The 17569-nt window shown below is 39.7% G+C and carries 11 protein-coding genes; all 11 read left to right on the top strand.

What is annotated here, in order from left to right; all coding sequences use genetic code 11:
- The first annotated feature begins 249 nt into the window (after positions 1–249).
- Entirely contained in the window at positions 250–6828 is a 6579-nt protein-coding gene (locus FN031_RS07340) for a G5 domain-containing protein (protein WP_142558983.1), read from the top strand.
- A gap of 164 nt (positions 6829–6992) precedes the next feature.
- Positions 6993–9023, top strand: coding sequence for a collagen binding domain-containing protein (locus FN031_RS07335; RefSeq protein WP_142558981.1), 2031 nt, complete (start codon positions 6993–6995; stop codon positions 9021–9023).
- A 204-nt stretch (positions 9024–9227) separates the two neighbouring features.
- Positions 9228–12167 (top strand): glycosyltransferase PgfM1, encoded by a 2940-nt coding sequence (pgfM1, locus tag FN031_RS07330; protein ID WP_142558979.1) that lies wholly within the window; start codon positions 9228–9230, stop codon positions 12165–12167.
- A gap of 177 nt (positions 12168–12344) precedes the next feature.
- Entirely contained in the window at positions 12345–12548 is a 204-nt protein-coding gene (locus tag FN031_RS07325) for a helix-turn-helix transcriptional regulator (protein WP_142558977.1), read from the top strand.
- A complete protein-coding gene (locus FN031_RS07320; RefSeq protein ID WP_142558975.1) occupies positions 12548–12751 on the top strand; it encodes a hypothetical protein in 204 nt (67 codons plus the stop codon). The genes FN031_RS07325 and FN031_RS07320 overlap by 1 nt, the downstream gene beginning before the upstream one ends.
- Positions 12748–13098, top strand: a complete 351-nt coding sequence (locus FN031_RS07315) for a PspC domain-containing protein (RefSeq protein ID WP_142558973.1) — start codon at positions 12748–12750, stop codon at positions 13096–13098. Before FN031_RS07320 ends, FN031_RS07315 begins: the two co-directional genes overlap by 4 nt.
- 14 nt (positions 13099–13112) lie before the next feature.
- Positions 13113–13814 (top strand): DUF3169 family protein, encoded by a 702-nt coding sequence (locus FN031_RS07310; protein ID WP_142558971.1) that lies wholly within the window; start codon positions 13113–13115, stop codon positions 13812–13814.
- 9 nt (positions 13815–13823) lie between these two features.
- A complete protein-coding gene (locus FN031_RS07305; protein ID WP_142558970.1) occupies positions 13824–14465 on the top strand; it encodes a CPBP family intramembrane glutamic endopeptidase in 642 nt (213 codons plus the stop codon).
- Positions 14466–14483: 18 nt separating this feature from the next.
- On the top strand, positions 14484–14699 hold the full coding sequence (locus tag FN031_RS07300) for a hypothetical protein (RefSeq protein WP_142558968.1): 216 nt from the start codon (positions 14484–14486) through the stop codon (positions 14697–14699).
- A 137-nt stretch (positions 14700–14836) separates the two neighbouring features.
- A complete protein-coding gene (gene aspS / locus FN031_RS07295) occupies positions 14837–16600 on the top strand; it encodes an aspartate--tRNA ligase (RefSeq protein ID WP_142558966.1) in 1764 nt (587 codons plus the stop codon).
- Positions 16578–17519, top strand: coding sequence for a YitT family protein (locus FN031_RS07290; protein ID WP_142558964.1), 942 nt, complete (start codon positions 16578–16580; stop codon positions 17517–17519). Before aspS ends, FN031_RS07290 begins: the two co-directional genes overlap by 23 nt.
- Positions 17520–17569 lie beyond the last annotated feature (50 nt).

The following is a 17569-nucleotide window of genomic DNA, read 5'->3' as shown; positions in this document are numbered from 1 at the left end:
CTTTTTTGAATAAAAAGTACCAAAAAGACACAAATTGTAGAAATTATCTTCTTGTGTAAAATATTAACTAGATAAATAGAAATATTATTCAAAATGCATTGACTTTCAATCTCTATCCCTGTATTATTGTATATTATAGAATAAATGTTTTGCGCCCTAAAACAGGAAAAGCAAGGATATTTATGCATGATTCAAATCTTAAATCTTATAAAGAGATGATGGCTAAATGAGAGTTTGGAGAAAAAGAAAATGAATATTAGGAAATCAACAAAATATTCACTATTGACAATTGGGATTTTAACGACATTCCAATTAGGTCAAGTGCATGTTAAAGCAGACACAACTGATTTTGCAAGTAATACTGTTGTGCAAAACCAGGATGAAATAGAAACAGCTCCTTTAAAAAAGAAAAAATTGAACGAAAGCGGTGAAACTACTGCCAACGATTCGAAAGATGTGGCAAATGATGAGGGTAAATCTGCAGTTTTAACTCCGGAAGACTCTACTTCTACAACTGAAGAGGCAGAAAAGGAAGCAAACAGGGCTACTGCTGAGAAGGAAATTACTGAAGAGAAACCAGTAGTAGAACAACCAAGCCAAGAGCAACCAACAACTGAACAGCCAAAAGTAGAACAAGCTGATAAAGAAAAGTCAGATAAAGGGGAAAAAGAGCAATCAGAAGCTGAGAAGAAAAGCAAAGAAGAAACATCAGTTGCTGAAGGGGATAAGAAATTACCCGGTGCCTCTCAGGAAAAAAATCAAGAGGAATCTACAACACCTAAAGTTCGTCGCAGAAGAGATGCAGCTAGCAATACAAAAGTATACGAAGATGCAACATACGGCAAGTATGTAAAAGCTACAGATTTTGGATTAGATACGACTGGTAAGGTTGAAGCGAGTGATTCTCTTCAAAAAGCTCTGAAAGCAGCCAATGAGGTTGAGGGCGGAGCTGCCGTAATGGTTTCAGGGAATGTCCTCTTGAAGAAAACCTTGGTTATCGATGAAAACTATGCTAATGTTAAAGGTTTGATTGGTAGTGGTCCAAGTCGTAACAATACAAAGATTGTGTTTAACAAAAAGCAAGATGGAGAGCACGATCCTGAAACAAACTTGACGGATAACCGTTACGAGTCTGCGGTCCTCATTCAAAATCAGAAGGACTTTACTGTAGGTCGCTTAACTGTTGAGCATGCCTATGATTCATCAGACTACACTAAGGATAATGAGTTTTACCGTAAAGGGAAATCTTACTTTGGACGTTCAAACGGTATCTACGTAAATGATTCTTCAAATGTTACGATCAATGACGTTCGTGCCATGAAATTCAACAGGGCTGGTGTTTTCTTTAGTTCAAGTAAGGCAACAGCTCAAGAGTATGATGCTAGTGGTAGACCAATTCGTTACAGTAGTATCTCTGAAAAGGTTTCAAATGAAGTCAAATCTATCGGAGATCCAGATGTTCCGATCATGGACGGTAATAAGGTAACCAACTCTTTCCTTCATAACAACCGTGTTGCTGGTGTTATGTTCGGTTACCAACGTAATTTTGTTGTAGACAATAATATCTTATCATATAACGGTCATGCGTTAGACGGTGGTACTGGATATGGTGCAGCCTCAATGGCAGGATCGTATAATGATGGTATTACCTATACTGGAAACTATACAAACTACAACTATCGTAAAGGCTTGGATATTCACGACGGGAATAAAATCCTCATCGAAAACAACGTCTCACTTGGAGACCGTTTGAATGGTATCGAGGTTTATAACCGTGCCAATCCGATGACAGATGTCATTATTCGTAACAACAAGGTAACACAAGATCCAAACTCTAAGTTGGAAAACGATGATGATGATCCAGCTCGTTACCGTGGTTACACAGCCATCTCTATCCTAACAAACGAGAAAAACCATAAATGGACTAAACCTCTCGAAAAAGGTCGTTATGTCATTTCCAATAACACCATTGAAGGTTTGACAAAACCATTTGAAGATGGACAACTAGGAACATTTGGGATCCTCTTTAGAAATAATGAGAGTTCAAATGATTATAGTCTAAATATTGAAGGAAACACCATCACTGGTGATTCGACAGACTATATCATCTCTGTCAACAACAATACTGCTCAAGCATCTAGAGGTGTTGAGGGTGGCGGTTCAGGTGACATTACTATTTCAAGAAACAAGATTGAAGTAGATGACATCAAGCAGTTACCGATTTACATCAACGATGATACGACTTATGTAGCAAGTGTTATTGACCGTACAACTGGTAAACGTGTCAACAAGGTTACAAAAGTACCATTTACTAAGACTAGAGGAAGTATCAATATTGACAACAATGAGTTGACTGTATCGAAAATCAAATCAAGATGGAAGAATGCGGTCGCTATTGAAAGCACAAACGCAGCTTCTATTGATGTCAATAGCAATACCTTTAAGTATAAAGACAATGAGCCGTGGCAACGTTATGATGTTACCCGTAAAACGGACGGTAGAGTTATCAAAGACATAATGCAAGCTTTCTTTGGTATCAACCGTCTAAACGACACTGTTAAAGTAACAGCTACAGACAATAAATTCATCGCCGACACACCAAACAAGAATGGTTTCTTTAGACTATACAATGGAGATTGGGTGAACTTAAATGCTAAGAGTAAAAATGTCTTCCTAGGACGTAACACTCTAGATGGTAAGCCACTAGCTCCAGTAGATATCGTTGGTGATAAAACGGTTGAAACACTTCGTACAACGACAACGACAGAGTACATCATCGAAACTCGTGAGACAGACGAGCTTCCTATCGGATTTAAGGAGACTGTTCAAAAAGGTATCGCTGGTAAGAAAGTTAATGTATACAAAATTACCAAAGTTGGTGATACAGTAGTAGGACGTCAAATCATTTCTGAAGAAACAATTCTTGAACCTACAAAAGAGATTATCTTGATTGGTACAGCTACAGAAACATTTGAAACTGTTACTGAAAAAGAAACTCTTGAATACGAAACAGAAATCAGAACTGACCCAACAAAACCAAAGACTTATCAATTTGAAAATCAAGCTGGTAAGAATGGTTCTATTGAAAAGACTTACCAAATCAGAAAACTGAATGGTAAGGAAGCCGGTAAGACTTTGACGTCTGAAACAGTGATTGACAAACCAGTCAAACGCATTATCACAGTCGGTAGTGCAGTAGAAAAAGTAGAATACACTACTGAAATCAAAGATGTAGATTTTGAAACTGTAGTTGAATACGACTACACGAAACCAAAAGGCTACGAAGAAGTTCGTCAAGACGGTGAGAAAGGTCGCATTGAAAATCAATACAAACTAACCTACCTCAACGATGAGCTTGTTGACCGTACCTTGGTCAATGAAAATGTCCTTAAAGAGAAGAAGGACAAGATTATTGTTAAAGGTCTTGGTGTAGTTGTCTCAGTGAGATCCGTAGTTGTTGTCGAAGAAAAAGACTTCAATAAGGTCATTGAAAAAGATGAAACCCAACCAGAAGGTTACAACAAGATTACTCAGGTTGGTTCACCAGGGACAATAACAACAACCTATGAAGTCACCTATGAGGATGATGTTGAAGTTGCTCGTAAAGAAATCTCGAAAGTGGAAGATCCAAAAGCAGTCGATGAAATCACTGTAATCGGAACTTCAAAAATGACAGAACGTACAGTGGACGAGCAGATTGATGTTCCATTCAAGACAGTCTATATCGCTGACAACACACTTCCAGCAGGAGAAAGTGTTGTCGAGGAAGAAGGAAGTCCAGGACAAATTATCCGAACATTCTTGGTAAGCTATAAGAATGGTAATGAGATCAGTCGTACAATCGTTTCAGAGCACAAGATTACAGATGCTGTCAACCGTGTCGTTCGTGTCGGTAATTCAACACCTATTGTTGAAACCACTGAGCTTGTAGATGAAACAGAGTCAATCGATTACAATACTCTCAAAGAGTTTTCAGATCAACTTCCTGCAGGAACAATTAAAGTTATCCAGACAGGTAAGAAAGGTCAGAAAACAAATCGTTACTCTGTAACCAAGGTGAACGGTGAAGAAACTTCTCGTACATTTGTAGAATCTAACATTACTTCAGAACCTGTGGATGAGATCATCCAAGTCGGAACTCGTGTCAAAGAAGTTAGAGAAGCAAGTGAGACAAGTCCAATTCCATTTACCGTTAAGGTTCGTAAAGACACGACTAAACCAATCGGTTATAGAGTGACTGAGGTAGAGGGTCAAGACGGTGAGAAGTCAGACCTCTATAAAGTAACCTACATTAATGGTACTGAAACAAAACGCGAACATCTCAAGACAACAGTCGTTAAAGAAGCTGTTGACAAGGTGATTGTCGAAGGTGCCGGAGTAGAACGTGCCCTCTTTGAAATTCAAGAAGATAAGATTACAAGTACAACTGAGTATCGAAATGATGACACTCTTCCAGAAGGTGAAACCAAGATTTCTCAAGTTGGAGAAGAAGGCCTCCTTCGTAAGACGATTGAAAAACGATACTTCAATGACGAATTGCGTTCTACGAAATTAGTAGACAGCAAACTGATTAAAGAAGCAACTCCAACGATTATCTTAGTAGGTACAAAACATGTACCAACTATCAAGGTCGAACAGGATACCCAAACTGAGAAGATTGCCTATAAGACTCAAAAGATCGAAGATCCAGACCTACCAAAAGGTGAAACTAAGGTAGTTCAAGTAGGAAAAACAGGTATCATTGAAAAAGTTTACCAACTAACCTACAAAGACGGCGTCTTGATTAAGACAGACTTGATTAGCAGCAAGGAAGTTCAGAAAGTCCAAGATGAGATTATCCATATTGGTACTCAAGTCACTGAAACTAAGGAAATCAACACTACAAGTCCAATTCCTTACAATGTCATTATTCGTAAGGATAAGACCAAGCCAGTTGGATATAGCCTTGTTGAAGTAGAGGGCCAAGAGGGAACTCAAACAGACTACTATCAAGTGACTTATGTTAATGGCAAGGAAACTAAGCGTGAACACCTCAGAACAGTCATTACAGCTCAACCTGTCAATAAAGTCCTAGTTGAAGGTTCTGGTATCGAACGTACAATCTTCGAAATTCAAGAAGAGAGAATCACAAGTCCAACGGAATTCCGTAATGATGACACTCTTCCAGAAGGTGAAACGAAGATCATTCAAGAAGGTCAAGATGGGCTCATCCATAAGACAATCGAGAAGCAATACTTCAATGATGAAGAACGTTCTTCAAGACTAATCGAAAGTAAAGTTGTCAGAGAAGCAGTTCCAACCATCATTTTAGTCGGAACAAAACATGTTCCAAATATTACAGTCAAGCAGGAAACTAGAACCGAGGAAACTGATTTTAGAACTGTGACTGTTATAGATGAAAACTTGCCGAAGGGTGAACGTAAACTTGTTCAAGAAGGTCGTGCAGGTCTAGTTGAAAAAGTCTATCAACTAACATACAGAGATGGTGTTCTGGTCAAGACTGATTTGATTAGCGTCAAGGAGTTACGTCCAGCTCTCGAACAGATCATCCATATCGGTTCTCAAGTTACTGAAACTAGGGAAATCAGCACAACAAGTGCAATTCCTTACAACACTATCATTCGTGAGGACAAGACTAAGCCTGCTACCTACCGCCTAGTCGAAGTAGAAGGCCAAGAAGGAACTCAAACAGACTACTATCAAGTAACCTATGTCAATGGTAAAGAAACTCAACGTGAGTATCTAAGAACTGTGATCACGACTCAACCTGTCAACCAAGTTCTTGTAGTGGGTGCTGGAGTTGAGCGTACAGTCCTAGTAACTGAGGATGAGGTCATTACTCATCAAACAGAATATCGCAAGGATGATAGCTTACCAGAAGGTGAAACTAGAGTCTTCCAAGAAGGTCAAGATGGACTAATCCACAGAACATTTGAGAAACACTACTTCAATGATGAAGAACGTTCTTCTACCTTGGTAGATACCAAGGTTATCCGAAAAGCAGTGACTCGTGTAATCTTGATTGGAACCAAACGAATTCCTACGATTACAACAGAAGAGCTCATCCAAGTAGAAGAAGTAGCCTTTGAGAAACAAACAGTTGAAAATGCAGAACTAGCAAAAGGAACTGTGAATGTTTTACAAGAAGGCAAGGCAGGTAGACGACAAGATGTGTATCGCTTGACTCTTGAGGATGGAGTTGTGATCAAGAAAGAATTGATTCGCTCAGAAATCCTTGAAAAACCACAAGTAGAGATCACTGAGATCGGAACCAAACAAGTTTCTTCTATTATTATAGAAGAAAACATCCAAGTAGAAGAAGTAAACTTTGAAAAACAAATAGTTGAAAATCCTAAGTTAGCCCAAGGAACTACTATACTTCTACAAAAAGGAAAACCTGGCAAACGTCAATATGTGTATCGCTTGACTCTTCAGGATGGAGTTGTAATCAAGAAAGAATTGCTTGGCTCAGAAGTCTTAGAAGAACCACAAACAGAGATTATTGAAATCGGAACACTGGTTGAAAAACCACAGGCTCACATCCCTGAGTTTCAACCACTGGTTGAGAAGCCAGAACTGAAACCTGAATCAAAACCAATGGCACCAGCCGATAAGGTCATTCCAGCAGTTCCAACTCCTAAACAGGAGGAGGAGACGAAGCCATTAGCAGTTTCAGCTCAAGAACCTCAAACAGCTGAAGCGCCAGTTGTCCAAGACCAGCTCTTACCAGAGACTGGAGACCAATCAAACTGGTGGATTAGCCTGCTTGGAATCTTGATGATGTTCTTAACCTTGGTTGGAATTCGAGAGAAAAAAGACGACCGTTAAAGACGAATTTCGTCTAAAAATGAATAAAAAAAACAAAAAAATGAACATTCTTAGCAAAAAAACAAAAATCTATTAAAAAAACCTAAAAAATACCTTTAAAGGGCTTGTAAAAGGATTTAAAAAATGCTATGATATGTCTGATTAAATTAAAGGAGTTTATTGTGATGAAGAATTCACAGCTTAGCGCTACGCGCATTTTAGCGATGTTAAGTATCTTGGTTCTTTCATTGGCGACACTGACGACGGTTTTCGCTACTGAAGTTACTAATTATACTTTGAATACAGAAGTTAAAGTTGATGGTCAACCTATAACTGCGGATAAAAAGATTACGACTGGTCGTGTCTTGGAGGCAACAAATAGCCTTACTTTCCCAGACTCACAAGCTATCAATGCTGGTGACACCTTGACTTTGGACCTTCCAAAAGAATTGGAACTTGTTACTAAACTTGAGTTCCCAATCCTTCACAGTAGCGGTCAAAAGGTTGGTGATGCCGTAACGGATCCAGCTACAGGAAAAGTAAAAATTACTTTCACGGACTACTTCTCTAAAAACTACAAAGACAAAGTCATGTCTTTGAAATACTCAGTTCGTCCGAACGCAACAAATTTGAAAGAATCTGGTAAGTACACATTTAAGTTTGGTGAAGAAACTTACAATGTAACCTATGAGCAATACGTAGGTACTCCAGGTGACTATGAGTACAAATATGGTTACCAAGACAAAGAAAACCCTAAACGTATCAAATGGCGTATCCTTTTGAACGCTGTTCAAGATAAATTGAACAATTTGGTTATCACTGATGACTTCAGCGATAAGGGTCAAGTTCTTGTAGAAGGTTCATTGCGTGCTGTTCGTTACGCAACTCAACCAAACAAAATCCAAAATGAAAATGAATTGTTCAAGTTGAATCCAACTGACAACTTCACTGAGAAAGCCGTATTTACAAGAAATGCAGCAGGTAAAATCACAGGCTTCACATTTAACTTTGGTGATAACTATAACTGGCCAATGTGGATTGAGTACACAACTGAACTTACAGAAGACCTTCCTGCAAAAACTAAAGTAGCTAACACATTGAAGTGGAAAGCAACTAACTTCCCTGATGAACGTACTATCACTAAATATACTCGTTTAGAGACTGGTTCAGGTGAAGGTAGCGGTGATAAGACTACTTCAACTACAACAACCACTACAACAACAACCACTACTACAACCACTACAACAACAACTGAAGCCCCAACAACAACAACTGAGGCTCCAACAACAACAACTGAAGCCCCAACAACAACAGAGGCTCCAACAACAACTGAAGCCCCAACAACAACAACAGAGGCTCCAACAACAACTGAAGCTCCAACAACAACAACTGAAGCCCCAACAACAACAGAGGCTCCAACAACAACTGAAGCCCCAACAACAACAGAGGCTCCAACAACAACTGAAGCTCCAACAACAACAACTGAAGCTCCAACAACAACTGAGGCCCCAACAACAACTGAAGCTCCAACAACAACTGAAGCTCCAACAACAACAGAGGCTCCAACAACAACTGAAGCTCCAACAACAACTGAAGCTCCAACAACAACTGAAGCTCCAACAACAACTGAAGCTCCAACAACAACTGAAGCCCCAACAACAACAGAGGCTCCAACAACAACTGAAGCTCCAACAACAACTGAAGCTCCAACAACAACTGAAGCTCCAACAACAACTGAAGCTCCAACAACAACTGAAGCCCCAACAACAACAGAGGCTCCAACAACAACTGAAGCTCCAACAACAACAGAGGCTCCAACAACAACTGAAGCTCCAACAACAACTGAAGCTCCAACAACAACTGAAGCCCCAACTCCAACAACAACGACAACAGAATCAACAACTGTAGCCCCAACACCAACTACAACAACAGAGGCTCCAACTACTGAATATCATAACCCACATAGTAGAGGTGGCGGTAGCACTACAACTACTACAACTACTACAACAACAACGACTACTGAAGAACCAGGTCGTCCTACTACAACACCAGAACCAAGTCGTTCAACTACGACTCCAGAACCAGGTCGTTCTACAACAACAGAAGAAGGACCGACTCTTCCATTTACTGGTGAGGCTACAAGCCTAGTACTTGTATTGGCAGGTGTGGTAATCTTGTCAGGTACTGTAGTTATGAAACGTAAATTTTCTAAATAATAGTAAATAAGTTTCTTTAGAGAGGAGAGAGCATTGCTCTCTCCTTTTTTAAATGTTAAAATGATGGAGTAGATAAAAGACTCTATTCTTGTTTTAGTGAACAAGAATAACTTCTATCACAAACTAACGAAGCCACTTCTGAGGAACTCATAGCAGACTGGTAGCAAAAGAAGATTGGCTAAAATCATAGAGGAGAAATCAATAATGGAAAATTGGTTGACACATTGGCAGAAATTAAAGGAAAAATATCCAAAGGGTGTCCTTTATGTCTTCAGTGCCTTGCTACCGATGGCAATCATGCTGGTGGTATGGTTTTTCATGGGGAGTTATCCTTTTGGAAATAAGAGTTTAATGGCCGTTGACTTTGATCAGCAGTACATTAGTTTTTATGGATTGCTAAAGAATGCCATTCTATCTGGTGATTTAAGCAGTCTGTCATACTCCTTTACCAAATCTATCGGTGGAGATATGATTGGCGTGTTGGGCTATTATTTGATGAGCCCTTTCAATATTATTTACGTTCTTCTGCCTTTAAACTATATAGGATTATCTGTTTTTCTAACAATCTGGCTCAGATATGGAGCTTTTGGACTTTCCTTTGCACATCTCCTGATTAAACGTTATAAGGGTGCAGAGTCAAAACGATGGATGGTTCCCTTGTTTGCGACAGCTTATGCTCTGTCTGGCATGTTGGTATCCTACCAGATGAATGTCATCTTTTATGATGCTATGTTTATGCTTCCTCTCGTCATCCTATATCTAGAGCAGTTGTTAGATGGCAAAGCAGCTTATCCATATGCCTTTGTACTTGGTCTTACGGTATTCCTTCAATTTTATATGGGCTATATGATATCGCTATTTGTGATCTTGTATGCCTTCTACTATCTTTCACCGCGTCTTTCTATCGAGGGGACTTGGAAAGCAAAACTCAAGCATTACCTCCAACCCTTATGGGATGTCTTTCTCTATTCTATCTTAGGGGTTGCTGTGGCTTCAATCTTATTTGTTCCTGTATTTTTCAACTTGATTGAAAGTAAGGGACAAGCAGGGGGAGCCATGACATTTTCCATGGCCTTTCAGATTAATCCCTTAGACATTCTATCCAAACTAACTATCGGGGGCTATGATGCGCAATCAGGATGGGCAGCCGGACCAAACCTACCAAATATCTATATTGGAGCTCTCGGGTTTATCGGCTTTATCTTGTACTTTTCATCAAGAAAGATAGTCAAAGAAAGAAAATGGGCAGCTGGAGCGGTTACTTTCATCTTCTTTACTTCCTTTGTAAACGAATTTGTTAGTAAGATTTGGCATATGGGACAAAACCCTGCTGGATTCTTCTTCCGATTTTCATGGTTATTCTCTTTCTTCATGCTGCTTCTAGCCTATCAATCTCTGAAAGAGACCTTTAAAATCTCTCGCCGAGGGAAATTGCTATCAGTTGTAGCCCTAGTCTTATCGGCAATCTACCTCTATACTAAAGACTTCACCTATCTGCCTAAGAAACAACCTGAGGCCCTAACTCTCTTTATTAATGGCCATTTTATTGCCTTTCTGATACTGGTTATATCAGCTACAGCTACAGGATTTTATCTATACTGGGAACGTTCTACCAAGTCTCAGAAAGAAAAGGAAAGGGTGTTGGTGATTGCGGCTGGATTTGTGGTGGTATTGGTTTTATTGTTGCAAACAGGTTATCTCTTTACTCGTGTGGTCTTAACTCTACTCATTTACTTAGCTGTACTGGCCTTGCTACGTCCGCGCATGATTCGCTTAGCTGTTGTCTTGTTATCAACTCTGACAGTATTCGAGCTAGGATACAATGCCTATCTATCACAAGTGACCTTTGGTTATGCAAATATTGATAAATTTGTGGACGGAACGCTCTCGGTTAAACGTGTGACAGATGAAATCCAAGAAAACGCAGATCAGCCTTTCTATAGAATTGCGACGACCTTTGCCTATTCTCGAACAACCCCATCTCTTATCGGCTATCCAGGCTTAAGTACTTTTAGTTCGAGTCTGGAGAGATCCACCATGGAGCACTTCGCTTATATGGGTGATCAAGGGGTCAATGCTGCAACAGAATATGAAAACGGAACTCCTCTGACGGATGCCTTGTATGGAATTCGTTATTACATGGACATTAAGGATATCAATCAGGAGGAGAAAGAGAATCATCCTGAGAGGATGTACTTCTACCGTTTTGCCAGTCGTTTCGATATGAATCGTTACTTCACAGAAAAAGTCTATGAAGATGAACGCTATCGTGTTTATAAAAATCCTAATTCATTCCCGATTGCTTTTGGAGTAAATGAATTGGTTACAAATTTACGGCTTGACTTTAATAATGCTGTAAAAAACCAAAATAACATTCTCAACTCTATGGAGGGTATCCAAAAAGACCAGGAGAATTACGTTGATTACTTTAAGCCCCTAGCTTTTAGCGCAATTGAAACTGAGAATCTAGTAGCAGAAGATGTGAATAAAGAAAAGGGAACAGCAGTCTATAAACGTGAGGATTCGAGTATGGAAGCAATCGTTCGCTACCACATAACTCCTCAAACAGATTTGACCTATTACTTCTTTGCGCCTGATTCTCTCAACTCTGAGATTGATTATTCAATCTTGTTAAATGGACAATGGTTTAGCCATTCTAAGAAAAACATGCAGCGTCAACTGTGGCAGATTGCTGATAATTCGGCAGGGGAAGAAACTGTCTTAGAGTTTCGTTTTAGGTCAGATAAGGTAGACCTTTCACATGTAGGACTTTATCGTTTAGATGTTGATCAAATCCAGAAAGTCCTAGAAAAGAGAAAAGCCCAAGGCCTACAAGTTGAGAAGTTTTCAAATACTCATATCATTGGTTCAGTTGATATTACCGATGATAGTCAGTTTATGATGACTTCGATTCCCTATAGTGCTGGTTGGAAAGTAAAAGTGGATGGAAAAGACGTTCCGACTTCCAAAACTTGGAATAGTCTCTTGTCCTTCCCGATTACTTCTGGACAACATAAAGTTGAGTTTGTATTCTCGCAAAAAGGTACTTTGCTTGGACTCATCCTAAGCTTGATAAGTGTAACAATCTTATACATAGATAGGAAATATTATCAAAAGAAAGCTAAGCTTACCTCTCAAGATTAAAAAACGGAAGAAGGACGATTTTCTTCAAGCTTAGCTATAAATATGGTCAGGATACCATTTCTGACCTTTTTCTTTTACAAAATGACAAAAATCTTAAACTTTTTGACAAATATACTTGTCAAAAATAAAAAGATGTGTTACAATGAAATCAAGATAAGAACAAAGGAGAAAAAAGACATGCTAAAAAATCGTCTAAAAGAGCTTCGGGCTCGCGATGGCCTGAATCAAACAGAGCTGGGCAAACTAGCTGGCGTGTCCAGGCAAACCATCAGCTTGCTTGAGCGGGATGAGTACACGCCATCCATCGTCATTGCCCTGAAGATTGCTCAGATATTCCATGAGCCAGTCGAATCAGTCTTTCGCTTAGAGGAGGATGAGTGATGAACAAGTATAAAGTGATTTATTATCTATCTATAGTTGTGTTTATCGTAAATCTTTTGGCTATGATCGGAAGCCTATTTGGTTGGTTTACGATCGTAGAAGGCAAGTACCTCTTCTGGATTAACATAGTTTTACTATTAGTCTTTAGATGGGTAGAGAAAAAAATAAAGTTTAAAGAACTCGTAAAAGGAGAAAAGTTATGAAAGAATTTTTAGCAGGTTTTCAAGTCGATACAGAGAACAAAGCACTTGCCGGTGTTTGTGCAGGTTTAGGAAATTATTTTAACATTCAAGCCAATATCGCTCGTTTGGTGACAGTCTTGTTGTTTCTCTCTTCTACAGAGATTGGTATTTTAACAGTTACAGCCTATGCTTATCTAGCAGGTTGGCTTGGCAATGAACCCTTGGGGGATGGAGCAAAAAAAGCTAGAAACCAAGCTATTCTCTTACTTGCTGTTTGTTTGATTTTGGTATCACTTGGAACAGAAGGCTTGACCGCTATCTTCGAATCAGGTAAAGCTTTTGGTCAATGGTTGTCTGGCTTGTTTTAGAAAGAGGTTGAAATATGGAAAAGAAACAAATCATTTTTGCACTGAAGATTTTTCTTGCAAGTGTTTTATTAGCAATATTTGCTGGTTTCCTTGATGTTAATCCTTTAGGGATCAGTCAAGCTCAAGTAATCTCTGCCTTGTACTTGATCTTTCTTGGGCTAGGTCTGATTACGGCAACTTTAACATTTCATTTCACTAGAAAAAGCCATCAGGCTTATCAAAACTATCAGAGAGAAGAAGAGGACGAAGAAAACGAGCAAGACTACCTTGACATGTATCGCTTCTTAGATTATGGTACAGTAGCTTGGAATGTTTGCCAAATTAGTATGCTATCCTGCCTGCTTATAAATATAGGAAGTTTCGGTCCATCACTGGGAACCTTATTGGTGATAGTTGTGGGTATCTGGTCGGGTGCTTACTGTCTAAAAATTACTAGCAAGGTTCGTAACTATAAACTGTCTATTATGGCGACCCCAAAGGAAGTTTTGGACTACCTCGATACTTATGATGAGGGAGAAAAACAGGCTGAGATGGAAGAAGCTTACTTGATCTTGTTCAAGGTCAATCAGCTCCTCATACCAGGTATCTATGTTGTCTTAGTAGTTCTATCTGTAGTATTAGGACAAGTACAGTTGGTGGCTCTGCTTGTGGCAGTTGTCATCCATTTGTACATGAATGTGGCACAATTAAGAAAAACAAAACGTTATTTCAAATAGGAGAAACTTATGAAAACACTTAAAAATATCGGCTGGTTTGCCCTTGCCTTCTTATCATTTCTTATGGTCTATAGTTTTATTCAGGGCGTAGGTTTAGCGGCCATGATTATGGGAGCGCCTGAATATGTTTTTGTCCCAATTTATGTCTTATTGGCAGCAATTTTCACCTTCGTTACCTACAAGTGGTATAAGACTGGAACTGTTACAATAGAAAAAACAGCCCTTAACAAATACATCTGGTTGCCTGCCTTGGTATGGGTCCTTGTCATTGTTGCAGAAAATTTTTTACCAAATGATCCGTCATTTAGTCAACAGTCTATGGAAAAATTGGCCCAAGATCAACCTCTCTTCACTTTCTTCATGGCAGTTGTCTTTGCGCCTCTGACAGAAGAGTTAACTTTTAGAGGGATGTTAGCACGCTATGTCTTCCCTCAGCAGAATAACATCAAGCAGACAGCTCTCTTTCTTCTTGTAAGTACTATTATTTTTGCACTTGTTCATTTCCCTACTACTCCACAACAATTTCTAGTCTATAGTGCCCTTGGTCTTAGTATGGGCTTGGCTTATATCAGCAAGGGTGGTCTGGCTTATAGTATTGGATTGCATGCCTTAAATAATTTAATTTCATTTGTGATGATAATGATGCTATAATAGACTCAGGAGGAAATCATGAAACGAGTACTATTATTAGCAGTGATTCAGGCTGTATTTCTCTTCTTTGTTATCGGCCTACTTGTCTATTTCATTAAGGGGGATTTCTTTTATAACAATCTAGCGGTTATCTTTGCTCCTATCGCAGGACTGATACGATTTGTGACGGCTTATGTGACAGAAATTGTCCTACCTAAGAAGACGGAAGAGATTGCGGAAAAGCGAAAAAAATAAAGAAAACTCAAATCCAGCGAAAGACTTTGCTGGATTTTTTTATTTATCGCAGGAAACTCTCAACTTTTCTGATGATTTTCATGAAGAGCCTGCGCTTTTATGGTAAAATAGTAACAGAATACAAGAGGAGAGAAGAAATGAAACGCAGTATGTATGCTGGTCGTGTTCGTGAGGAACACATCGGACAAGAAATTACCTTGAAAGGTTGGGTTGCCCGTCGTCGTGACTTGGGTGGATTGATCTTTATCGACCTTCGTGACCGTGAAGGGATTATGCAGTTGGTTATCAATCCTGAAAAAGTATCGGCAGAGGTGATGGCAACAGCTGAAAGCCTTCGTAGTGAATACGTCATCGAGGTGACTGGACAAGTTGCAGCACGTGAGCAGGCAAATGATAAATTAGCGACTGGAGCGGTTGAATTGAATGTAACAACACTCACTGTCCTTAATACAGCCAAAACAACACCTTTCGAAATCAAGGACGGCATTGAGGCAAACGATGATACGCGTCTACGCTACCGTTATCTTGACCTTCGTCGTCCAGAAATGTTGGAAAACTTAAAATTGCGTGCCAAGGTAACACATTCTATCCGTAACTACTTGGATGAGTTAGAATTTATCGATGTGGAAACACCATTCCTTTCTAAGTCAACACCAGAAGGGGCGCGTGACTATTTGGTGCCATCTCGTGTTAATAAAGGGCATTTTTACGCACTTCCTCAAAGTCCGCAGATTACAAAACAGTTGTTGATGAATGCTGGATTTGACCGTTACTACCAAATCGTCAAATGTTTCCGTGATGAAGACTTGCGCGGTGACCGCCAACCTGAATTTACTCAGGTCGACTTGGAAACTTCTTTCCTAACTGAGCAAGAAATCCAAGATATCACAGAAGGCTTGATTGGGCGTGTGATGAAGGAGACAAAAGGGATCGAAGTAACTCTTCCATTCCCTCGTATGAAGTACGACGATGCTATGGCTCTTTATGGCTCTGACAAGCCTGATACTCGTTTTGAGATGTTGCTTCAAGACTTGACAGAAGTAGTCAAGGGTGTTGATTTCAAAGTCTTCTCAGAAGCTCCTGCCGTTAAAGCCATCGTCGTTAAAGGCGCAGCAGATAACTACTCTCGTAAAGATATCGATAAGATGACAGAAGTAGCCAAACAGTATGGTGCTAAGGGTCTTGCTTGGGTCAAGGTTGTTGACGGCGAATTAAACGGACCAGTTGCTAAATTCTTGACTGCTATTCAGACAGATTTGACAGCAGCTCTCGGTCTTAAAGATAAAGACTTGGTTCTCTTTGTAGCTGATACGCTTGATGTAGCAAATGCAACACTTGGTGCCCTTCGTGGACGTATTGCCAAAGAGCTTGGCTTGATTGATAACGACAAATTTAACTTCCTCTGGGTAGTTGACTGGCCAATGTTTGAATGGTCTGAAGAAGAAGGCCGCTATATGAGTGCCCACCATCCATTTACGCTTCCTCAGGCAGATACTGCCCATGAACTCGAAGGTGAATTGGCCAATGTCCGTGCTATTGCCTATGACATCGTCTTGAACGGTTATGAGCTTGGCGGCGGTAGCCTTCGTATCAACCAGAAAGAACTCCAAGAACGTATGTTCAAGGCTCTTGGCTTCTCAGCTGAAGAAGCTAATGACCAGTTTGGTTTCCTATTGGAAGCCATGGACTATGGATTCCCACCACACGGTGGCTTGGCTATCGGACTTGACCGCTTTGTAATGCTCTTAGCAGGCGAAGAAAACATCCGTGAAGTGATTGCTTTTCCTAAGAACAACAAAGCAACTGACCCAATGACCCAAGCACCATCAACAGTAGCTCTTAAACAATTAGAGGAACTCAATCTACAAGTAGAACAAGATGAAACAAACGAAACTAACTAAAAAGTGGTATCATTATCTGCGCCGCTTTGCTTATCGGGTGAAGCTTTTACGTGTTTTGCAAAGTATCTCCCGAGAAAAATACGATGAAAAAATTTCAGCTTCTCTAGTATATGGTTTTCTATCAGCAGTAGCTGTCAATTTTTTCTTCCAACCAGGACATGTCTATTCCAGTGGAGCTACTGGTCTTGCTCAAATCATCTCAACACTAAGCAGTTACTGGTTTGACTTTCATTTCCCAATCTCTGTAGCTTTCTATTGTATCAATATTCCCTTAATGATTTTGGCCTGGCGTCAAATTGGTCGGAAGTTTACCATCTTTACCTTTATTACGGTATCTATGAGTTCACTCTTTATCCAGTTTGTGCCAGTAGTAACTCTGACGGAGGATCCCATTATCAATGCCCTATTTGGGGGTGTAGTGATGGGACTTGGGATTGGTTTTGCTCTACGTCACAATATTTCCAGTGGTGGAACGGATATTGTCAGTCTCACTATTCGTAAGAAAACAGGGAAAAACGTCGGAAGCATCTCTTTCTTGGTGAACGGTACAATCATGTTGATTGCAGGTTTGACCTTTGGTTGGAAATATGCTCTCTACTCTATGATTACCATTTTCGTATCAAGTCGTGTTACAGATGCCGTCTTCACCAAGCAGAAAAAGATGCAGGCGACGATTGTAACTAGCAATCCCGATGCCGTGATTGAAAAAATCCACAATAAATTGCATCGTGGAGCTACGATTATTCATGATGCAGAAGGAACTTATAACCACGAGCGCAAAGCTATTTTGATTACAGTTATCACTCGTGCTGAGTTTAATGATTTTAAACTCATCATGAAACAAGTGGATCCAACAGCCTTTGTGTCTGTATCAGAGAATGTTCATATCCTTGGACGATTTGTAGAAACCGAAAACTAAGTTTTTTTACAGCAAATATAAAAAACCAACTCTTGAACTAGATTCAGAGT

Origin of the sequence: Streptococcus mitis (assembly GCF_902159415.1) — a bacterium.
Classification (GTDB): Bacteria; Bacillota; Bacilli; order Lactobacillales; family Streptococcaceae; genus Streptococcus; species Streptococcus mitis_BG.
Note: the sequence above shows the minus strand (reverse complement) of the source record. Positions and strands in the feature narration are given on the sequence as shown.